The sequence below is a fragment of the Immundisolibacter cernigliae genome (assembly GCF_001697225.1).
GTDB lineage: Bacteria > Pseudomonadota > Gammaproteobacteria > Immundisolibacterales > Immundisolibacteraceae > Immundisolibacter > Immundisolibacter cernigliae.
In genome coordinates this window covers 1,786,359-1,807,451 of sequence record NZ_CP014671.1, presented here as the reverse complement: position 1 = coordinate 1,807,451, position 21,093 = coordinate 1,786,359, and the positions used below count along the sequence as shown (strand labels likewise).

The following is a 21,093-nucleotide window of genomic DNA, read 5'->3' as shown; positions in this document are numbered from 1 at the left end:
CACCTGTGGTTTGGGGCCGTGTGCTCCATTGAAGCAGATTGGCACAGCCGGGGCGGCCTAAATATCGATCTGGCTGCCCAACTCCACCACCCGCGCCGAGGGCAGGCGAAAGAACTCCGCCGCCGGGCCGGCGTTGCGCATCATCCAGGCGAACAGATATTCCCGCCACAGCGCCATGCCCGGCAGGCGGGTCGGAATGATGGTCTCGCGACCGAGGAAGAACGTGGTGTCGTCGAGATCGAACGCGAGCCCCTGCAATGCGCACAGCGCAAGGGCACGCGGAATGTCCGGCCGCTGCATGAAGCCGTAATTCACCTGCACCTCCCAGAACCCGCGCCCGCGATCCTGCACCTGCACGCGCCCGGCCGCGTGTACCCACGGCACATCGGCGGTGCGCATGTGCACCAGCACTGCGCGCTCGTGCAGAACCTTGTTGTGGACCAGGTTCTGCAGCAGGGCGCTGGGTACCGACGCCAGGTTGCCGGTCATGAAAACGGCCGTGCCGGGCACGCGCCTCACCTCCGGCTGCAGCGTGCGCAGGAACTCGTTCATGCCGAGCGTTTCGGCCTGTAGACGCGCGACCAGGATCTGTCGCCCGCGCCGCCAGGTGGTGAGCGCCACGAACAGCAGAAGCGCGATTCCCAGCGGCAGCCAGCCGCCGGAGACCACCTTGACCGCGTTGGCGCCCAGGAAGCCAAGATCGATGATCAGAAACCCGGCCAGCAGCGCGCCTACGACCGGCACCGGCCAGCGCCAGCCAAGCACCATCACCACCGCGATCAGCAGGCTGTCGACCAGCATGGCGCCGGTCACGGCGATGCCGTAGGCTGCCGCCAGACCCGACGAGGAGCGGAATCCGAGCACCAGCAGCAGCACGCCGGCCAGCAACATCCAGTTGATCATCGGGATGTAGATCTGGCCGCGCTCGCTGGCCGAGGTGTGGCGGATGCGAAGGCGCGGCAGATAGCCCAGACGAATCGCCTGCTGCGTCAGCGAGAAGGCACCCGAGATCACCGCCTGCGAGGCGATGATCGTGGCCGCCGTGGCGAGCACTACCAGGGCCGGCCGCAGCCCATCCGGCGCCAGCAGGTAGAACGGATTTTGCACCGCCGCCGGGTCGGCCAGCAGCAGCGCGCCCTGGCCGTAGTAGTTCAGCGTCAGCGCCGGCCACACCACCGCGAACCAGCCCAGGCGTATCGGCCCGGCCCCGAAGTGGCCCATGTCGGCATACAGCGCTTCGGTGCCGGTCACCGCCAGCACCACCGCGCCCAGCACCACGAAGGCCAACCCGGGCTGCTGATACAAAAAGGCGATGCCGTACAGCGGATTGAGCGCCGCCAGCACGGCCGGGTTGGACGCCACGCCGATCGCGCCCAGCGTACCCAGCGTCAGGAACCACACCAGCGTCAGCGGGCCGAACAGCGCCCCGACGCGGGCCGTGCCGTGGCGCTGGATGAGAAACAGCCCCGTCAGTACGCCCACTGTCACCGGCACCACGTAGTGCGACAGGGCCGGCGCCAGCACGCCCACGCCCTCCACCGCCGACAGCACCGAGATGGCCGGCGTGATGATGGCGTCGCCGTAAAACAGCGTGGCCCCGAACACACCCAGAATCGCCAGCGCGTGGCTGAACCGCGGTCGGTCGGCCGTCAGTCGCTGCACCAGCGCCAGCAGCGCCAGGATGCCGCCCTCGCCGCCGTTGTCGGCCCGCATCACGAACGCCACGTACTTGGTGGACACCACCAGCGCCAGCGCCCAGAACAGCAGTGACAGCACGCCCATCAGGTTGGCCGGCGTCAGTGGCGCGCCGTGGGCGCCGCTGAAACATTCCTTGAGCGCATACAGCGGGCTGGTGCCGATGTCGCCGAACACCACGCCCAGCGCCCCCAGTGCCAGCAGGGGCAGTGGACTGCGGTGGCCGGGGGCGGGCGATTCAATGCTGGCGGTGGACATTTGGAATGTGGCTCCGGGGCGACAGGCAGGCGGCAGGGTACCGGTGGCTTGCCCTGCGGGCCAGCATGAACTTCCGGCGCCGGACGCGGGTCTGACCAACCGAGGCCGATCAGCATGGGCGGATGCCTGAGATTGGCGCCGAGCCCAGGAGACGTCATCCATGCCGAACCACCAAGACTTTGCAATCAAGGACTGTGCCCTGGTGTCGCTGGCCACCGGGGTGCGCGCGCAAAGCCTGCCGGAGTTGCGCGAGGGGCTGCTGGCAGTGCCGGCCAACAGCGTCTATCACCATTTCTGGGGCGGCCTGCTGCGCGCCCGCTTCGACGATCCGGAGTTCAACAACGACTTTGCCGTGTGGGTGCGCCACGCCCTGCACGACCTGCCGCTGGCCGAACGCCTGGCGGTGATCGATCCGGCCGACTTCGCCGACGCCGAGGCGCTGCGCCAGGAGGTGCTGGAGGTGGTCGAACAGCGTCTGGACGAAATCGAGGCCCCGGCCTGGGCGGCGCGCGACCGGCAGTTTCATTTCATGCGCGGGCAGCTGGTGGTGTTCGACACCGAAAGACGGGTGCGCGAGCCGCGCGAGCTGGTGGAACTGCTGCCGCAGCTGTCGCCGGGCAGCGTCTTCTACCACGCCATCGACGCGCGTCGGCGCGCGCCGGCAGGGCAGGACGATTTCCACGCCTGGCTGGTTGACCTCGACGACGGACACGAGGGCCTGATCGAGCGCCTGGCGCAGATCGATCCCTACTTCGTGTCGCTGCCGCAGCTGCGCGACCAGTACGCCGCCGCGATCGGCGCCCACTTCGCGGGGGTGCCGGCATGAACGCGCTGCTGGAAGCCTACGCCGAGGTGGCCGGCGCCGATGCCGTGCAGCACCTGATCCAACTGGCCGCGCCGCTGCGCGGCATGAAGGTGGTGCACGTGAACTCGACCCGCGCCGGCGGCGGCGTGGCGGAAATCCTGCACAAGCTGGTGCCGCTGATGCAGGCGCTGGAGCTGGACACGCGCTGGGAGACGATCACCGGCGACGGGCCGTTCTACCAGTGCACCAAGGCCATGCACAACGCCTTGCAGGGCCAGCCGGCGCCGCTGTCGGACGTGTTGATCAAGGCCTACGAGGACGCCAACGCCCGCACCGCCGAGACGCTCGGTCCGGTGCTGCGCGAGGCGGACCTGGTGTTCATTCACGATCCGCAGCCGGCGGCGCTGATCCGGCACGTCACGGATCGCCAGGGCAAGTGGGTCTGGCGCTGCCACATCGACGCCAGCCACCCGCAGCGCGGCGTGTGGCGCTACCTGCGCGGTTTCGTGGCCGACTACGACGCCAGCGTGTTCTCGCTGGCCGATTTCGCACAGCGCCTGCCGCACCCGGTCTACCTGATCCCGCCGAGCATCGACCCGCTGGCCGAGAAAAACAGCGAACTGGCGGCCTGGCAGGTGCTGGAAACCTGCCAGCGTTTCGAGGTCGATCCGGACCGGCCGCTGATGCTGCAGGTGTCGCGCTTCGACCGCTTCAAGGATCCGCTGGGCGTGATCGCCGCCTACCGCCTGGCCAGGACCTTCATGCCGGGTCTGCAACTGGTGCTGGCCGGCGGCGGCGCCGACGACGACCCCGAGGGCGAGGCGGTACTGGCCGAGGTCAACCGCGCCGCCGAGGGTGACGACGACCTGAAGGTGCTGCTGCTGCCCTCCGACGCCCACGCCACCATCAACGCCCTGCAGCGGGCGGCGCATTTCGTATTGCAAAAGTCACTGCGGGAAGGCTTCGGCTTGACGGTCACCGAGGCCATGTGGAAGGGCAAGCCGGTGATCGGCGGCGACACCGGCGGCATTCGCCTGCAGGTGGTGAACCATCACACCGGTTTTCTGGTGAGCACGCCCGAGGGCGCCGCACTGCGCGTGCGCTACCTGCACCAGCACCAGGAACTGCGTGAGCAGATGGGCATCAAGGCGCGCGAGTTCGTGCGCCAGAACTTTCTGCTCACGCGCCAGCTGCGTGATTACCTCACCCTCATGACCGGCCTGTTGCACCCGGGAGAAGACCGTATTGCGCTTGCCTGATTCGATTTTTCTGGAAAGTTTCTGGTCCGCATTGGTCGCCGCCCCCCGGGCCGTCCTGCTGCTCGATTACGACGGGACACTGGCGCCGTTCCATATCGACCCCGCGCAGGCGCGCCCCTATCCGGGCGTGGAACCGCTGCTCAATCGCATCGGCCGCCTGCCAAATGACCGGCTGGTGATCGTCTCCGGACGCTGGCTGCAGGACCTGCGGCCGTTGCTGACGCTCGATTTCGAACCCGAAATGTGGGGCTGCCACGGCCGCGAGCGGCGCCTGTCGGATGGTCGGCACAGCTTGGTGCCGCTGTCCGAGGCGGCCGTGCAGGCACTGACCGAGGCCGATAGCTGGGCGGCGACCGTGTGCGCGCTCGGCGGGCGGGTCGAGCGCAAACCCGGGTCGCTGGCGTTTCACTGGCGCGGGCTCGCACCGGGACAGCAGCGGTCCCTGCAACTTGATCTGGAAGGGCGCTTCGCAGCGCTGACGCAGGCGCGCGAAGTGGTCTGGCACGACTTCGATGGCGGCATCGAGCTGCGCGCCGCCGGCTGCGACAAGGGGCAGGTGGTCAGTCATGTGCTGGCGGAACTGGATGCCGGATCAGCCGGCTGCGTGGCCTACCTGGGCGACGACCACACCGACGAGGATGCCTTCCGCGCCCTGCAGGGACGTGGACTGCGCGTGCTGGTGCGACCCAAATGGCACACCACGGCGGCCGACGTGTGGCTGCGCCCGCCGGACGGGCTGCGGGAGTTTCTCGGTCGCTGGGCGGATATCCGGGAGCGGGCTCGATGAGCTTCGGCGGAATCGACTGGACCGCGAGCGGCTGGACGCAATGGCTGCAGGTGCCGGTGTTCGGCAACCCGCTGGCCGCCTGGCTGGTGGCGCTCGGCCTGATGGTCGTCGTGGCCATGGTGCTGCCGCTGATCAAGTGTCAGATCGGACGACGCCTTCATGCGCGGGCCGGGCGTGACGGTGCGCAGCTGAGCCGATACACGGCGCAAATCGTCGGCGGCACGCGGCGCAGCGTGATGTGGCTGGTGGCCCTGTTCGTCGGCGCGCGGGCGGTAAGCCTGTCGCCGAAGATCGACGCCGCGCTGGCCAGCATCACGGCCGTGGCCCTGCTGCTGCAGGTTGCGCTGTGGGCGCAGCGCGCGCTCGATGTGTGGCTGCAGCGGCGCCTGGACCGGGCCCGCACCACCGATGTCGCCGCTGCCACCACCGTTGGCATGCTCGGCTTCGTGGGCCGCATCGCCCTGTGGTCGGTGGCGCTGTTGATGATCCTGGACAACCTGGGCTTCAACGTCACGACCCTGGTGGCCAGCCTGGGCATTGGCGGCGTGGCGGTGGCGCTGGCGGTGCAGAACATCCTCGGTGACCTGTTCGCGTCGCTGTCGATCGCGCTCGACAAGCCGTTCGTGATCGGCGATTTCATCGTCGTGGACGAAATCGCCGGCACGGTGGAGCACGTGGGTCTGAAGACCACCCGCGTGCGCAGCCTGTCCGGCGAACAGATCGTGTTCGCCAATGCCGACCTGCTCAAGAGCCGCATCCACAACTACAAGCGCCTGTACGAGCGGCGCGTGCTGTTCGGCTTCGGCGTGCCGTACCGCACGTCGCCCGAGCAACTGGCCGCCATACCGCAGATGGTGCGCGAGATCATCACCGGGCAAGTCGGCACGCGCTTCGATCGGGCCCACTTCAAGGGCTTTGGCGCCTCGTCGCTGGATTTCGAAGTGGTTTACTTCGTGCTCGACCCCGACTACAACCGCTACATGGACATCCAGCAAGCCATCAACCTGGAGCTGGTCAACCGGTTCGCGGCGGCGGGCGTCGAGTTCGCTTTCCCGACGCGCACCGTACATGTCGAAACCCTGCCCACCGCAACCGCGGAGCCGGCCGGTGGCTGAGTCGCGGCCACGACGGCTGGTGATCGTCTCCAACCGGCTGCCGTTCGTCATCACGCCTGCCGCCGATGGGAGTCTGGTCAGCCGGCCCGGCAGCGGCGGGCTGGTGACCGCACTGCTGCCGGTACTGCGCGACCGCGGCGGCGTGTGGGTCGGTTGGCCCGGCCTGGTCGATCACGAAGCCGACCTGGAAGCGGCCCTGGCCAGTGCCGCCGGCAAGGCCGGCTACCGCCTGGCGCCGGTGGCACTGAGCGCCGAGGACCAGGCCGGCTTCTATTTCGGCTTCTCGAACCAGGTGCTGTGGCCGTTGTTCCACGACCTGCAGTCGCTGTGCAACTTCGATCCCGCCTACTGGCGCAGTTACTGCGCGGTCAACCACAACTATGCACAGGCGGTCCTGGCCGAGGCGCGGCAGGACGATTTCGTGTGGGTGCACGACTACCAGCTGCTGTTGCTGGGAGCCGAGCTGCGCCGCGGCGGACTGACCGCGCCGCTGGGGTTTTTTCTGCACATTCCGTTCCCGCCGCTGGACATCTACCTGAAGCTGCCGTGGCGCTTCACGCTGCTGCGGGCGCTGCTGGAGTACGACCTGATCGGTTTCCAGACCCTGCACGATCAGCGCAACTTCACCCAGTGCGTGCGCGCGCTGCTGCCGGAGCTGCGCCTCACGCACCGTGGCAGTCGGGCACGCCTGCCGGATGGGCGGCAGGTGCGCATCGGCGCCTTTCCGATCGGCATCGATGCGGCAGCCTTCCAGCGCCAGGCGCGCTCGCCGACGGTGCTCGCCGCGGCCGATGCCCTGCGCGCCGAGCTGCCCAACCGCGAGTTGATCCTGGGCGTGGACCGGCTGGACTACACCAAGGGCATCCCGCAGCGCCTGGAGGCGTTTCGCACCGCCCTGCACCGGCACCCGGAACTGCAGGAGCGTGTCACCCTGATCCAGGTGGTGGTGCCCAGCCGCGACGACATCCCGCAGTACCGGGACCTTAAAACGCGCATCGAGCAGCTGGTCGGCGAGATCAACGGCGAGTTCACCCGCCCCGGCGGCTGGGTGCCGATCCACTACGTCTACCGGGCGCTCGACCGCCTGGATCTGGTGGCCTATTACCGGGCCGCGCACATCGCGCTGGTGACCCCGCTCAAGGACGGCATGAACCTGGTGGCCAAGGAGTTCTGCGCCTGCTCGGTGGACAGCGACGGCGTGCTGATCCTGTCCGAGTTCGCCGGCGCGGTGGCGCAGCTGCAGCACGGGGCGCTGCTGGTGAATCCGTACGATCTGGAAGGCACCGCCGACGCCATCCACCAGGCCTGTTCGATGGCCGCGGCCGAACGGCGTAAACGCATGCAACTGCTGCGACGCGCGGTGAGCCGACAGAACGTGTTCCGCTGGGTCAACGGTTTTCTGGAAGCCGCCATCGCCAGTGATCTGGACACCTTTCCCTTGCCCGACGATTACCTGCCCAGCGCCGAGGCCGAGCACGCATTCTGGGATACCGAGCTGGCCTGAGCGGCGCGGCGGGCATGCCTGGCCGAGCTCAGCGCCACACCGAGATTTGACCTCGTGGGCCCGATACGCCGCGGGCACTGCATAAGGCGCGCCACGCCAGCCTCTTATGCAACGTTCAGCCGATAAGGTTGCATAAGCGCCGAGCCGGGCTTAGCGTTACGCAACTTTAGTGGCCTTGCGGGACCGCCCATGGAGCGAAACAGCGGCCAGTACGTGCACTGCGCCACGGCCGGCGAAACCTACCGGGCCCATGTCCCGGCGCCGCTGCCGCCGGACCCGCCGCTGGCAATCGATGCCGACCTGCTGACCCTGCTCGAACAGGCCAACCGTGCGCTCGGTCGCCTGGACGGCATTGCCGATCTGCTGCCCGACCGCAACCTGTTCCTGTACCAGTACGTGCGGCGCGAGGCGGTGGTGTCCTCGCAGATCGAGGGCACGCAGTCGTCCCTGTCCGATTTGTTGCTGTTCGAGCTTGCGGAAGCCCCCGGCGCCCCGCTGGATGACGTGGCGGAGGTTTCGCAGTACGTGGCCGCGCTGGACCATGGCCTCAAGCGCCTGGCCGGGGACTTTCCGCTGTGCCTGCGCCTGCTGCGCGAGATTCACGGCGTGCTGCTTGCCCACGGCCGCGGCGCGCACAAGCAACCGGGCGAGTTTCGGCGCAGTCAGAACTGGCTGGGCGGCACGCGGCCGGGCAATGCCGCCTTCGTGCCGCCACCGCCCGAGCGGCTGGCCGAATGCCTGGACGCCCTGGAACGCTTCCTGCACGGCGATGACGGCGGCCTGCCGGTGCTGGTCAAGACGGCACTGGCGCACGTGCAGTTCGAAACCATTCACCCTTTTCTGGACGGCAACGGCCGCCTCGGGCGGTTGCTGATCATCCTGATGCTGGTGGATGCCGGCGTGCTGCGCCAGCCATTGCTGTACCTGAGCCTGTATTTCAAGGTGCACCGGCTGGAGTACTACGACCGCCTGCAGCGCGTGCGCACCCACGGCGACTGGGAAGGCTGGCTTGGCTTTTATCTCAAAGGCGTGGCCGAGACTGCGCAGCAGGCAGTGGATGCCGCGCGTCGGTTGCTGGGCCTGTTCGAACAGGATCGCGAGCGCATCCGCGGCCTGGGACGCATCGCCACGTCCGCACTGGAAGTGCACCGTCACCTGCAGCAGCGCCCCGTGAGCCGCGTTGCCGAGGCCGTCGCCGCCACCGGCATCAACCGCACCACGGTCACTGCGGTCTTTCGTCGCCTCGTCGAACTGGGCATGGTCCGCGAGCTGCCCGGCCGCCAGCGCAACCGCGTGTTCGTCTACACGGCCTGTCTGGACATCCTGTCCGAGGACACCCAGCCGCTATGAACGCCCCCACCCGCCTCACCTGGGCCGACATCCGCGCCCGCGCCGTGGCCTTTGCCCGCGACTGGGCGGATGCCGGCTCCGAGCGGGCCGAGGCGCAGACCTTCTGGAACGAGTTCCTGGCCGTGTTCGGCGTGCACCGGCGGCGCGCGCAGGTGGTGTTCGAGCGCGCCGCGGCACGCTTCGGCCGGCCCGGCATGGGGCGCATCGACGTGTTCTGGCCGGGTCTGCTGCTGGGTGAGCACAAGAGCGCCGGGGCGGATCTTGCCGCCGCCTACACGCAGGCCACCGACTACTTCGCCGGCATCCCGGACCACGAGCTGCCGCGCTACGTGGTGGTGTCGGACTTCGCCCGCATCCGCCTGTACGACCTCGAAACCGGCCGCCAGGACGAATTCCCGCTCGGCGCGCTGGCGCGCCACATCGAGCGCTTCGGCTTCATCGCCGGCTACGCCGACGTGCGCGTGCGCGACGAAGACCCGCTCAACATTCGCGCCGTCGAACTGCTGGGCGCCCTGCACGACGCGCTGCGCCGCGACGGCTACGGCGTGGACCCGGCCACCGGCCGCGCCGGCCACGGCTTGCAGCTGTACCTGGTGCGGCTGCTGTTCTGTCTGTTTGCGGACGACACCGGCATCTTCAGCCCCAAGGACAGTTTCCTGGACCTGATCGAGCACTCCGACGACGACGGCGCCGACACCGGCACCGCGCTGGCGGAGCTGTTCCAGGTGCTCGACACCAAGTCCGAACTGCGCCAGCAGCATCTGCGCGACCTGCTGCGCGTCTTCCCGCACGTCAACGGGCGGCTGTTCGAAGAGCCGCTGCCGATTGCCCAGTTCACCGCCGGCACGCGCGCCCTGCTGCTGGACTGCTGCCGTTTTCAGTGGGCGGCCATCTCGCCGGCCATCTTCGGCGCCATGTTCCAGAAGGTCATTGACCTGGACGCGCGCGAGCGGCGCCGGCAGCTCGGCGCCCACTACACCTCCGAAGCGAACATCCTGAAAGTCATCGGGCCGCTGTTTCTGGACGAACTGCGGGCCGAGTTCGAGAGCGTCAAACAGAACCAGAACCGCCTGTTCGAGTTCCACAAGAAGCTGCGCGCGCTGAACTTTCTGGACCCGGCCTGCGGCTGCGGCAATTTTCTGGTCGTCACCTACCGCGAGCTGCGCCGGCTGGAACTGGACGTGCTGCGCGCCGCCGCCGCCTTCGGCCACGCCACCGCGCACGTGTTCGACGCCGTGCAGGTCAACGTGGACCAGTTCCACGGCATCGAGCTGGAGGAATTCCCGGCGCAGGTGGCGCAGCTCGCCCTGTGGCTGACCGACCACCAGATGAACCTCGAAGCCGGGCGCGAGTTTGGCGAGTACTTCGCCCGCCTGCCGCTGGACAAGGCGCCCAACATCCGCGTCGGCAACGCGCTGCGTCTGGACTGGGAAGATTTCGTGCCGCCGCAGCGGCTGAACTACATCCTGGGCAATCCGCCGTTCATCGGCGCCAAGTTCATGGACGACACCCAGCGCAAGGACTTTGCCTACGTGGCCGGCGGCGTAGCCAACGCCGGCCTGCTGGATTACGTGGCCGGCTGGTACTTCAAGGCCGCGCAGTACCTGTCCGGTAGCAAGGAAGGCTTCGCCAGCCCGGACAAGCGCCAGTTTCAGGACGCCCGCTTCGCCGGCAAGGGCAAGGCACCCGGCATCGAGGACATCTTCGTCACCCTGGAGCGGCAGGACGACGCGGCGCGTGAACGCATCCGCTGCGCCTTCGTGTCCACCAACTCCATCAGCCAGGGCGAGCAGGTCGGCGTGCTGTGGAGTGAGCTGTATCGCCGCGGGCTGCACATCCAGTTCGCCCACCGCACCTTTCGGTGGACCAACGAAGCCCCCGGCAAGGCGGCGGTGCACTGCGTGATCCTGGGCTTTGGGCGCGAAGACCTGCCGCACAAGCGCCTGTTCGATTACGCCAAGCCGGACGCCGTGCCGCACGAGCATGCCGCCAGCCACATCAACGCCTATCTCGCGGATGCGCCGGAAATCCTGCTGGACCGCCGCGGGCACCCGCTGTGCCCGGTGCCGGAAATCGGCATCGGCAACAAGCCCATCGACGGCGGCCATTACCTGTTCACCACGGACGAAAAAACAGCCTTCCTGGCGCGCGAGCCGCAGGCCGCGCCGTACTTCCGGCGCTGGATCGGTGCCGACGAGTTCCTGAACGGCTACGAGCGCTGGTGCCTGTGGCTGGGCGAATGTCCGCCGCAGGTGCTGGCGCACTTGCCGCTGGCCCGCGAGCGCGTCGAGGCCGTGCGCGCCCTGCGCCTGGCCAGCAAGAGCGCACCCACGCGCAAGCTCGCGGCCACGCCGGCGCGCTTTCACGTGGAAAACATGCCGGCCGGGCCGTACCTGGTGGTGCCGGAAGTGTCTTCGGAGCGGCGGGCTTACATCCCGATCGGCTTTCTGGGGCCGGACACGCTGTGTAGCAACCTGGTGAAGATCGTCCCCAACGCCACGCTCTACCACTTCGGCGTGCTGCACTGCGCCATGCACATGGCCTGGGTGCGCTACGTCTGCGGCCGGTTGAAAAGCGACTACCGCTACTCCGCGCAGATCGTCTACAACAACTTTCCCTGGCCGGGGATCACCGCGCAGCCCGACGCCACCGGCGACGATGCCCAAGCGCGCGCCGCGGAACTGCGCGCCACCATCGAACAGGCCGCGCAAGCCGTGCTGGACGCCCGCGCCGGCTTTCCCGGCGCCACGCTGGCGCAGCTCTACGACCCGCTGACCATGCCGGCTGCTCTGCTGCGTGCCCACCAGGCGCTGGACCGCGCCGTGGACGCCGCCTACCGCCCCGACGGCGGCGCCCGCAGCTACGCCGGCGACGCCCAGCGCGTCGCCTTCCTGTTCACCCGCTACGCCGCGCTGATCGCGCCGCTGGCCTGATCTGCCCGCACTCCTTTGCGGAGGCTTCGGTCAGCGCGGGGTGGCGATCGGGTGCGCCATCCCGGTCGCGGGCATGGCCCGCTCCTACAAAAGAAAGGGCCTGCCGATTTGTAGGAGCGGGCCATGCCCGCGACCGTCGGGCCAGGGGCGGCCACACACGGTCGGGATCGACGCAGACGCGCGTCGGGATGCCACGACGGGCCCGGCGTCATTCCACGGAGCCACGCCGGCACGCCGCGTTGCGGTCGCGGCCATGGGCCGCTCCTACAAGGGAATGACCTGCATTTAGTAGGAGCGGGCCATGCCCGCGACCTGCGGGCCAGGGGCGGCCATACACGGTCGGGATCGACGGCAGACGCACGTCGGGATGGCACGACGCCATTCCATAGCGCCACGCCGGCACGCAGCGTCGCGGTCGCGGGCATGGCCCGCTCCTACAATGGGTGGATGAACACCTTTCGCCGGCCGGGTCATGCGGCATTGCGTCGCGGACGCTACTGCGCACCCTGTCACGTTTACCACGTGACGTGTGCCACCCACGACCGGACGCCGTTCTTTGCCGACTTTGCGGCTGCCTGCGCGGTTGGCCGTTGCCTGGCTCGCGGGGAGGTGTGGGGCGATGCCTCTGCGTTGGCCTGGGTGCTGATGCCGGACCACGCGCACTGGTTGATCGAACTGGGCACCCGCGATCCGTTGGCGCAGGTGGTCAGCCGCCTCAAATCGGCCAGTGCACGCGCGGCCAATCCCGTGCTCTGCCGGCACGGCGCGTTGTGGGCACCGGCGTACTACGACCACGCCCTGCGCAACGAGGAAGACCTGCGCGCGGTGGCGCGATACCTGGTCGGCAACCCGGTGCGCGCAGGCCTGGTGGACCGGGTAGGCGATTACCCGTTCTGGAATGCCGTCTGGTTGTAGGCGCGGGGCGTTTGTCTTCGCAGGGATGACTCTGGTCGCGGGCATGGCCCGCTCCTCCGACAGAACGGCCTGCTCGTTTGTAGGAGCGGGCCATGCCCGCGACCCCAGGGCCACGAGGGGACGCAGCGCCATCGGCCCGAACCCACATAGACTGCTGCCGGATGCGCTGAAGCCGTTCTGTAATCTGAGCGCAGTAGCATCAATAAATTTGCCAACCCAATGCGCGCAGCGGCCATGACCGACGACATCGACCTCAAGCGTCCGGACCTGTACATCAACCGCGAGCTGAGCCTGCTGGAGTTCAACGGGCGCGTGCTGGCGCAGGCGCTCGATGCCCGCCTGCCGTTGCTGGAGCGGCTGCGCTTCCTGTGCATCTTCAGCACCAACCTGGACGAATTTTTCGAGATTCGCGTGGCCCGTCTGCAGGAGCTGCAGGCACTCGGCTCCGCGCAGGCCGGGCCGGATCAGCTCGGCCCGACCGAGTTGCTGGCGGCCATCGGCGCCCGCGTGCACGAGCAGGTCGACATCCAGTACCGCATCCTGAACGACACGCTGCTGCCGGCGCTGGCCGAGCAGGGCATCCGCTTCGTCGCCCGTGCCGAGTGGACGCCCGCGCAGGCAACCTGGGTGCAGGAGTTCTTCGAACACGAACTGGCGCCGATGCTGAGCCCGCTCGGCCTGGACCCGGCCCATCCGTTCCCCAAGGTGCTCAACAAGAGCCTCAATTTCATCGTCGCGCTGTCCGGCACGGACGCCTTTGGCCGGCGCAGCGGCAATGCCGTGGTGCAGGCGCCCCGCTCGCTGCCGCGCATCATCCCGCTGCCGCATACCGAAGCCGGCCAGCACCAGTTCGTGTTCCTGTCGTCGGTGATCCACGCCCACGTCGGCCAGTTGTTCCCCGGCATGCAGGTCAAGGGCTGCTATCAGTTCCGCGTCACCCGCAACAGCGACCTGTTCGTGGACGAGGAAGAAGTCGACGACCTGCTGCGGGCGGTGGAGGGCGAGCTGCAATCCCGCCGCTACGGCGACGCGGTGCGCCTGGAAGTGGCCGACACCTGCCCGCAGACCATGACCGACTACCTGCTGGCGCAGGTGGGTCTCGAGCCGATCGACCTGTTCCGGGTCAACGGTCCGGTCAACCTGAATCGCCTGCTGGCGGTGTGCGATCTGCCGGATCGCTCGGACCTGCGCTTTGCGCCGTTCACGCCCGGCCTGCCGGTGCCGCTGGGTCGCGGCGGCAACATCTTCGCCGCCATCGCCAAGGGCGACGTGCTGCTGCACCACCCGTTCGAATCGTTCCTGCCGGTGGTGGAGTTCGTGCAGCAGGCGGCCAGCGACCCGGACGTGCTGGCCATCAAGCAGACCCTGTACCGCACCGGCGAGGCGTCCGTCATCGTCGACGCGCTGGTGGCGGCGGCGCGGGCCGGCAAGGAAGTGACGGTGGTGGTCGAGCTGCGCGCGCGCTTCGACGAGGAGGCCAACATCGCCCTCGCCAACCGCCTGCAGGAAGCCGGCGCGCACGTGGTGTACGGCGTGGTCGGCTACAAGACGCACGCCAAGATGAGCCTGGTGGTGCGCCGCGAGGGCCGCGGCCTGCGCCACTACGCGCACCTTGGCACCGGCAACTACCACCTGCGCACCGCCCGCCTGTATACCGACTACGGCCTGTTCACCTGCGACAAGGCGATCACCGGCGACATCGTGCGGGTGTTCCTGCAGCTGACCAGCCTGGGGTCCGTGGGGGCGCTCGAGCGCCTGCTCGAATCACCGTTCACCCTGCACGAGGCCATGCTGGCCAAGATCGAGCGCGAGGCGCAGCATGCCGCCGCCGGCCGCCCCGCGCGGCTGGTGATCAAGCTCAACGCCCTGGTCGAGCCGCGCATCATCCAGGCGCTGTACGCCGCGGCGCAGGCCGGCGTGGACATCGAACTGCTGGTGCGCGGCATGTGCGCCGTGCGCCCCGGCGTGCCGGGCGTGTCCGAGCGCATCCGCGTGCGCTCGATCATCGGCCGCTTCCTGGAACACACGCGGGTCTTCTATTTCCACAACGACGGCGCGCCGGAGGTCTATTGCGGCAGCGCCGACTGGGCCGAACGCAATTTCTTTCGCCGCGTCGAGGTGGCCTTTCCGATCAGCGACGCGACCCTGCGCCAGCGCGTGATCGACGAACTGGCGCTGTACCAGGCCGACACCGCGCAGGCCTGGGAACTGCAAACCGACGGCAGCTACCGGCGCCTGGAGGCCGGCGACACCCCGCCGGTGTCGGCGCAGCAGGCGTTGATGGAGCGGCTGGCGGATTGAGCCGGCGCGACCAGGGCGCCAAGCGAACAACGTTGTATACGAGGCCACGTTCAAAAATTCCTGGTCACACAATAAGCAGAGCGCATTGCGCCGTATTCGTCTGTGCTTCTACGACTTGCTTCTACGCAAACGTACCGGCAGTTTGCTCGGGTCGATCTTGCAGTGGGTACAGGCGAGAACGGTGATGTCCATATCCTGGACGCGATACCAGACCAAGTAGGGAAATCGGCGCAATACCGCCCTGCGTACTTCGCGATACAGCTCGGGATAGATGAGCGGTGTTTCTGCAAGCGTGCCAAGAGTGGCAATGAACGCGATATGAAACTGCGCCGCCAGGCCCTTTTGCTGCGCCTCGTATCACATCTGCGCCTCAACAAGCTCGCGCTCGGCGGTCTTGCGGACATAAACGCTGTAACTCAAGGCAATTGTTGCCGAAGCCGCGCTTGAACTTCCGACCAAGGGCTTTGGTCTTCCGGCTTGTTTTCCAGGTCGGACAGACGAGTATCGAGTAGAGCTTTCTCCTCGTCTGTGACTGGCGCGTCCGCGGGGGTTAGTGTTTCCCAGACGGCCCCGATGAGTTCAAGCCGATCGGCCGGGCTCATGGTCTTTACGCGGGAAAGAAGGGCTGCATCGACCATGGGTGGGAATACCTCGATTGCTGTTTGGCACTTTATACGCCTGAACACGCGAGCCGACTCCACCTCTATCACCGCACCCGAACCGAAGTCGCCGGATGAGGTGCGCCACTCACCGCGCCGCCAGTGCCAGCACCGGATCGAGCCGTGCGGCCTTGTGCGCCGGCAGGTCGCCGAACCATGTGCACCGCCGAGTGACGCTGCAATGCGCTGCGGTTACCGCGCTCTACCCAACTTGAGCCACACGGCGTCGAAAATCAACCCGCATCTGCCCGCTCCAACTGATACGCCGCGCCATCCAGCGGCGGCCGTTGCCCGGTGATCAGCGCACTCACCAGTGCCGCCGAAGCCGGCGCCAGGGTCAGACCACTGCGGTAGTGACCGGCGCTGACGTACACGTTTTCGAACTGCGGGTGGCGGCCGATGTAGGGCGTGCCGTCCGGGCTGCCGGGGCGAAGGCCCGCCCAGTGCGCTACCTGCGGCGCGTCGGCCAGCGCCGGTACCAGCCGGGCGGCAGCGGCGCGCAGGGCGGCGGCGGAGCTCGGCGCAAGGGTTTTGTCGAAGCCGACGTGCTCGACCGTGCTGCCGGCCAGCAGCAGGCCATCGCGGCGCGGCACCAGGTAATGATCCTCCGCCAGGACCACATGGCGGATCAGACCTGGCTCGGTCTGCAGGGCGAGGATTTGCCCACGCACCGGCGCGATCGGCAGCGCCAGGCCACAGGTGCGCAGCAGATCGCCAGTCCAGGCGCCAGTGGTGACCAGCAGCACATCGACCGGCCGGCGGCCGTCGCGGGTGTCGAGCGCCGCGATGCGGTCCTCGCGCGGCGCGAAGCCGAGCACCTCGCAGTGTTCCTCGAACGCCACGCCGGCCCGCTGCAGGGCGATGCGCAGGGCGCGCATCAGGCGCGGATTGCGAACCTGTGCCACTTGCGGCAGCAGCAGGCCGGCGCAATGGGGTGCGAGCGCGGGTTCGGCTCGACGCAGCGCGGTGGCGTCGAGGGATTCGAGCGGCACCTGCCAGCGCTTGGCCCACGCCTGGGCCGCGCCTGCATCGGTGCAGTCCGGCAGCAGCAGTCCGCTTGGCAGCAGTTCGGGATCGATGCCGGATTCGGCCGCCAGCGCAGCGGCCAGGTCCGGATAGGCCCGTTGGCTCCATAGGCTCAGCGGCTGCACGGCATCCGGCTGGCGCCACGGGTGCAGCGGCGACAGGATGCCGCTGCCGGCCCAGGACGCCTCGCGGCCGATCTCGCCCCGGTCGAGCACGGTCACGTCAAGGCCCGCCGCGCGCAGCTCGCGCGCCGCCATCAGGCCGATGACGCCGCCCCCGACGACGGTTACATGGCCCACGTCACTCGGCGGGCGGCACGTAGCCTTCGGGCTTGGTGGCGCCGTCGCCGAACAGGAACTTTTCCATTTCCTGCTGCAGGAACTTGCGCGCCTCGGGGTCGATCAGGGACAGGCGGTTCTCGTTGATCAGCATGGTCTGGTGGGCCAGCCAGGTCTGCCAGGCCTCGCGCGACACCTGCTCGAAGATGCGCTGGCCGAGTGGGCCGGGATAGGGCGGGCGGTCCAGACCCTCCGCTTCGCGGCCAAGGATCACGCAGTGAACGGTACGCATGGGAAGCTCCACAGATGGGCGTCAGGCGAACAACAGACGGCGGACGGGCGCCGCCAGGCCAAGACGCGGGGGGTTGATCGGGTTATACCAAAGCCGGTCCGGGGCGTCCAAAACGGCGTCGGCAGGACTGACCGGGCATTCGAGCGGCGTGATGTGCAGCCGGAAATGGCTGAAGGTGTGGACGAAACCGTCACCGGCCTGCAGCGCGCCGGGCAGCAGGCCGTAGCGCTGCCGGCACCATTCCGAAAGCGAGTCCAGATCGCCCTCGTACTGCGGCAGCGACCACAGGCCGCCCCAGATGCCGGCCGGCGGACGGCGTTCCAGCAGCACGCTGCCGTCGGCCCGGCGCAGCAGCAGCAGGCAGGTGCGGCGCTGCGGCAGGGCGCGGCGCGGCCGCGGCTGTGGATAGTCGGCCACCGAGCCGGCGGCCCGCGCCAGGCAATCGGCGCTGACCGGGCAGTCCGCACAGCGCGGCCGGGCGCGGGTACACACCAGCGCGCCCAGATCCATGATGGCCTGCGTGTAGTCGGCGGCCTGGCCGGCCGGCGTCAGCGCATCGGCGATCCGCCATAACTGTTTCTGGACCGCTGTCTCGCCGGGCCAGCCGGGCACCGCCCGGTGGCGGCACAGCACGCGCTTGACGTTGCCGTCCAGGATCGGCTGCCGCTGGCCGTGGGCCTGCGCCAGGATGGCGGCGGCGGTGGAGCGGCCGATGCCGGGCAGCGCCGACAAGGCTTCCAGCTCGCTCGGCAGCTGTCCGCTGTGCTGTTCGCATACCTGCTGCGCGGCCCGGTGCAGGTTTCTGGCCCGGGCGTAGTAGCCAAGGCCGGTCCACAGGTGAAGCACCTCGTCCAGCGGCGCCGCGGCCAGGTCAGGCAGGGTCGCGAAGCGCGCCGTGAAGCGTTCGAAGTAGGGGATCACGGTCGCCACCTGTGTCTGCTGCAGCATGATCTCGGACAGCCACACCCGGTACGGCGTGCGCGGGCGCTGCCAGGGCAGGTCGTGACGCCCGGCGCGGGCATGCCAGGCCAGCAGGCGGGTGGCGAACTCGGGCAGGGTGGCTCGGCTCACGCCGAATCGGCGGGGGTGGCGGCGCTTGCCTGTTCGGCATCGACCGATTCCAGCAGCTGGCGCACGAACGGCAGCGTCGGATGTCGCTGCGCCGCCAGGGTGGCCCGATCCAGCCGATCCAGCGTGGTCAGCAGGTCGTGCAGGTCGCGGCTGTGGTGGCGCAGCAGGTAGTCGGCCACCGGCTCGCCCAGGCTCAGGCCCTGGTCGGCGGCGCGGCGCAGCAGCAATGCGCGCTTGTCCGGATCAGGCAGGGTTTCCAGCCGGCAGCTCACGCCCCAGCCGAGGCGGCTTTTCAGTTCCGGCCGGCACAGGCCAAGGCCCGTGGGCGTGGCGTTGCCGGTGACGATGATGCGCCCGCCGTTGGCGCGCAGCCGGTCGTACAGATGAAACAGCGCCAGCTCGGCCGGCTCGTCACCCGCGATGGCGTCAAGATCATCCACGCACACCAGCGCGAACTGCTCGAAGGCGCTTACCGCCGCGACGACGCCGGCGGCGCCGAGCTCGCGCAACGGCAGGTAGGCCGAGCGCAGGCCATGCGTCGCGGCGGCTGCCAGCGCTGCCGTCAGCAGATGCGTCTTGCCGCAGCCGGCCGGGCCCCACAGATACAGCGGCGTGCGTTCGTGCCCGCTGGCCAGCGACTGCGCCAGTTGGAGCGCGCGCGTGGCGGCGGTGCCCGGCGGGCTGATGAAGCTGCCAAAGGTCTGGTCGGCACGCAGGCTCAGCGCCAGCGGCTGCTGGGCACTCAGCACGGCGGTTCCTGCGCGTACCAGGCGCTGTCCTGGTAGCGGGTCAGCGCCCGGCGCAGCAGCACCACCAGCACGGCGCTGACCGGCAGCGCCAGCAGCACGCCGAAGAACCCAAACAACTGGCCGCCGGCCATGACGGCGAAAATCACCGCCACCGGGTGCAGGCCGAGGCGGTCGCCGACCAGCAGCGGCGTCAGCAGCAGGCTTTCGAGCAGCTGGCCGGCAGCAAAAACGCCGCCGATCGCCAGCAGATGCGGCAGATCCTGGAACTGCACCAGGCCGGCGATCAGCGCCAGGGTGAGGCCGATCACGCCGCCCAGGTAGGGCACGAAGGTGACCAGACCGGCCGCAAAGCCGATCAGCAGCGCCTGATTCAGGCCGACTACCGACAGCGCGACCGCATAGAACGTCCCCTGCGCCAGCATCACCAGCAGTTGGCCGTGCAGGAAGCCGCTGAGCACGCGGTCGGCATCGGTGGCGAATTCGCGCACCGCCGGCCGCCAGCGGTGCGGCAACAGGGCATCGACGCGTGCCAGCAGCTGCGGCCAGTCACGCAACAGGTAGAAGGTCACCACGGGCACCACCACCACGTTGACCAGAATGCCGATCAGTCCCAGCCCCGAAGTGAGCAGTTGCCCCAGCCCCTGCGCGGCGTAGGTGCCGGCCTGCGCCCAGTGGTCCTGCAACCAGGCACGGGCGGAGGCCATCGACAGCATGTCGGGCGGCAGGTCCAGGTGTGCCTGCAACCACGGCATCAGGGTCTGCTCCAGCCAGTCCAGAAAACGCGGCAGTTGCTCCAGCAGGCTGACCAGCTGGCGTTGCAGGGCCGGAATGGCGAACAGCAGCGCCAGCAGTCCCGCCAGGCTCAGGACGGCAAATACCAGCGCGGTGGCCCAGCTGCGGGGCAGCAGGCGCTGCAGGCGTTCCACCAGCGGGTCGGCGATGTAGGCCAGCAGGGCGGCACCGAAAAACGGCGCCAGCACCGGTCCCAACAGATACACCAAAACCAGCGCGCCAGTGGCGACGGCGCCGATCAGCAGGCGGCGTTGCAGCAGTGGGGTCATGGCTGATACCGGTAAGTGGGGGCTTCGCCGGCCACGCGCGCGAACGGTGCGCCCGGCTCCACGCGGCCGGCCAGCGCGGCCTCGCCGCCGGCAAGTTCGAAGCGGAACATCGCCCGGCCGTTGCCCAGCGCCAGCGGACGCAGGCCGCGCAGGCCCGGCACCTGTCCCAGGTGCTCCCAGACGCGTCCGTAGGCGGCCATGCCATCGACGCCGTCGATGGCAATCTGCACCGCCGCAAGCGGCCCATCGGGCGGCGCAGCGGCCGGCGCAAGCTGCAGGGCAAGCCGGTCGAGCGCCGCATCCACGGCCGCCTGCTGACTCGTGCCGGTCGCGGACCACACGGCATCGTCCTTGCCGGGCAGCGCCAGGCGCAGCTCGGCCCGCCAGCGCTCGCCACCGCCATCCAGCCGGCCATAGAGCACGCCGTCCGGCCGGTAGCGGGCGGCGGCCGTGCTCAGCGCGGCCAGGCTGGCCGGGTCCGCGGGGTCGACGCTGGCCGGCAGATTGGCCCGCTCGCCCAGATCCAGCATCGGCAGCAGCAACGGCAGGCCGCGGTCGGCGGCGGCTTGCGCCAGCATGGATGCCAGCTCCAGCGGCTCGTCGGCGCCGACCCAGGTCGGTCCTGCATCGGTGCCGGCCAGCAGCCACAGCAGCAGGGTCGGGCGCTGGTCCGGCAAGATGGCGACGTGCTGGGCGGCCAGGAATTCGCGCACCGCGCGCGGCTCGAAGCGGGCCTCGATCAGCGGCTCGCCAGCCGGGCCGGTTTTGCTGCCGAAGCCCAGCAGCGCCAGCTGCGCGGCCGCGCGTCCGGCCGGCTGCTGGGCCAGCGCTGCCGCCGCCGGACGGCCGGCGACCTGCCCCAGCACGCGCCCGAAGGCAGTTGTCACGGCGCTGGTGCGGGCTGCATCACCGGCGTCTGCCAGCGGGGCGCTGGCCTGGTACAGATCGAGCGCCGCCGCGGGCCGGCAAAGACCCAGCGCAAGGACGACGCAAACGAGCGGCAGGGGCAGGCGCATGGTGGGCGCGGCTAGGCGG

18 protein-coding genes are annotated in these 21,093 nt (G+C 69.1%); 9 read left to right on the top strand and 9 right to left on the bottom strand.

Translation table 11 applies throughout. The annotated features are described in order from the left end of the window. Nucleotides 1-57 precede the first annotated feature (57 nt). On the bottom strand, nucleotides 58-1,953 hold the full coding sequence (locus PG2T_RS08530; protein ID WP_068804217.1) for a potassium transporter Kup: 1,896 nt from the start codon (nucleotides 1,951-1,953) through the stop codon (nucleotides 58-60). A gap of 160 nt (nucleotides 1,954-2,113) precedes the next feature. On the opposite strand from PG2T_RS08530, the gene PG2T_RS08525 reads away from it, so the two are divergent. The 9 genes from PG2T_RS08525 (at nucleotide 2,114) to ppk1 (ending at nucleotide 14,922) form a co-directional block, all read left to right on the top strand. After that, complete coding sequence (locus PG2T_RS08525; protein WP_068804215.1) at nucleotides 2,114-2,779, top strand: DUF5752 family protein; 666 nt, start codon at nucleotides 2,114-2,116, stop codon at nucleotides 2,777-2,779. Beyond that, entirely contained in the window at nucleotides 2,776-4,017 is a 1,242-nt protein-coding gene (locus tag PG2T_RS08520; RefSeq protein ID WP_068804213.1) for a glycosyltransferase, read from the top strand. Before PG2T_RS08525 ends, PG2T_RS08520 begins: the two co-directional genes overlap by 4 nt. Beyond that, nucleotides 4,010-4,804: a trehalose-phosphatase gene (otsB, locus tag PG2T_RS08515; RefSeq protein ID WP_236953229.1), complete on the top strand. Its 795-nt coding sequence runs from the start codon at nucleotides 4,010-4,012 to the stop codon at nucleotides 4,802-4,804. Before PG2T_RS08520 ends, otsB begins: the two co-directional genes overlap by 8 nt. Further along, nucleotides 4,801-5,919 (top strand): mechanosensitive ion channel family protein, encoded by a 1,119-nt coding sequence (locus PG2T_RS08510; protein WP_202816289.1) that lies wholly within the window; start codon nucleotides 4,801-4,803, stop codon nucleotides 5,917-5,919. The genes otsB and PG2T_RS08510 overlap by 4 nt, the downstream gene beginning before the upstream one ends. Continuing rightward, the gene (locus PG2T_RS08505) at nucleotides 5,912-7,423 is read left to right on the top strand and encodes an alpha,alpha-trehalose-phosphate synthase (UDP-forming) (RefSeq protein ID WP_202816288.1); all 1,512 of its coding nucleotides are present in this window, start codon (nucleotides 5,912-5,914) and stop codon (nucleotides 7,421-7,423) included. Before PG2T_RS08510 ends, PG2T_RS08505 begins: the two co-directional genes overlap by 8 nt. A gap of 189 nt (nucleotides 7,424-7,612) precedes the next feature. Beyond that, nucleotides 7,613-8,773, top strand: coding sequence for a Fic family protein (locus tag PG2T_RS08500; RefSeq protein WP_068804210.1), 1,161 nt, complete (start codon nucleotides 7,613-7,615; stop codon nucleotides 8,771-8,773). Further along, complete coding sequence (locus PG2T_RS08495) at nucleotides 8,770-11,706, top strand: class I SAM-dependent DNA methyltransferase (protein ID WP_068804208.1); 2,937 nt, start codon at nucleotides 8,770-8,772, stop codon at nucleotides 11,704-11,706. The genes PG2T_RS08500 and PG2T_RS08495 overlap by 4 nt, the downstream gene beginning before the upstream one ends. A 447-nt stretch (nucleotides 11,707-12,153) precedes the next feature. Beyond that, nucleotides 12,154-12,621: an REP-associated tyrosine transposase gene (locus PG2T_RS08490; RefSeq protein ID WP_068804206.1), complete on the top strand. Its 468-nt coding sequence runs from the start codon at nucleotides 12,154-12,156 to the stop codon at nucleotides 12,619-12,621. A gap of 234 nt (nucleotides 12,622-12,855) precedes the next feature. Then, complete coding sequence (ppk1, locus tag PG2T_RS08485; RefSeq protein ID WP_068807999.1) at nucleotides 12,856-14,922, top strand: polyphosphate kinase 1; 2,067 nt, start codon at nucleotides 12,856-12,858, stop codon at nucleotides 14,920-14,922. 108 nt (nucleotides 14,923-15,030) lie between these two features. Here the strand turns inward: ppk1 and PG2T_RS17020 are convergent, their stop codons facing one another. From PG2T_RS17020 to PG2T_RS08455, 8 genes are all read right to left on the bottom strand, one after another. Then, nucleotides 15,031-15,231, bottom strand: coding sequence for a hypothetical protein (locus tag PG2T_RS17020; RefSeq protein WP_418268537.1), 201 nt, complete (start codon nucleotides 15,229-15,231; stop codon nucleotides 15,031-15,033). 107 nt (nucleotides 15,232-15,338) lie between these two features. Beyond that, nucleotides 15,339-15,560 (bottom strand): addiction module protein, encoded by a 222-nt coding sequence (locus tag PG2T_RS15525; RefSeq protein WP_075968161.1) that lies wholly within the window; start codon nucleotides 15,558-15,560, stop codon nucleotides 15,339-15,341. Nucleotides 15,561-15,814: 254 nt separating this feature from the next. Next, a complete protein-coding gene (gene thiO / locus PG2T_RS08480) occupies nucleotides 15,815-16,906 on the bottom strand; it encodes a glycine oxidase ThiO (RefSeq protein ID WP_075968160.1) in 1,092 nt (363 codons plus the stop codon). 1 nt (nucleotide 16,907) lies between these two features. Beyond that, nucleotides 16,908-17,177, bottom strand: coding sequence for an oxidative damage protection protein (locus PG2T_RS08475; protein WP_068804204.1), 270 nt, complete (start codon nucleotides 17,175-17,177; stop codon nucleotides 16,908-16,910). 21 nt (nucleotides 17,178-17,198) lie between these two features. Then, entirely contained in the window at nucleotides 17,199-18,248 is a 1,050-nt protein-coding gene (gene mutY / locus PG2T_RS08470) for an A/G-specific adenine glycosylase (protein ID WP_236953228.1), read from the bottom strand. Further along, on the bottom strand, nucleotides 18,245-18,997 hold the full coding sequence (hda, locus tag PG2T_RS08465; protein ID WP_158513174.1) for a DnaA regulatory inactivator Hda: 753 nt from the start codon (nucleotides 18,995-18,997) through the stop codon (nucleotides 18,245-18,247). The genes mutY and hda overlap by 4 nt, the downstream gene beginning before the upstream one ends. Further along, nucleotides 18,991-20,058 carry an AI-2E family transporter gene (locus PG2T_RS08460; protein WP_068804203.1) on the bottom strand — a complete coding sequence of 356 codons (1,068 nt, stop codon included), beginning with the start codon at nucleotides 20,056-20,058 and terminating at the stop codon, nucleotides 18,991-18,993. The genes hda and PG2T_RS08460 overlap by 7 nt, the downstream gene beginning before the upstream one ends. Next, nucleotides 20,055-21,074, bottom strand: coding sequence for a DUF2066 domain-containing protein (locus tag PG2T_RS08455; protein WP_068804201.1), 1,020 nt, complete (start codon nucleotides 21,072-21,074; stop codon nucleotides 20,055-20,057). The genes PG2T_RS08460 and PG2T_RS08455 overlap by 4 nt, the downstream gene beginning before the upstream one ends. Nucleotides 21,075-21,093: the final 19 nt, after the last annotated feature.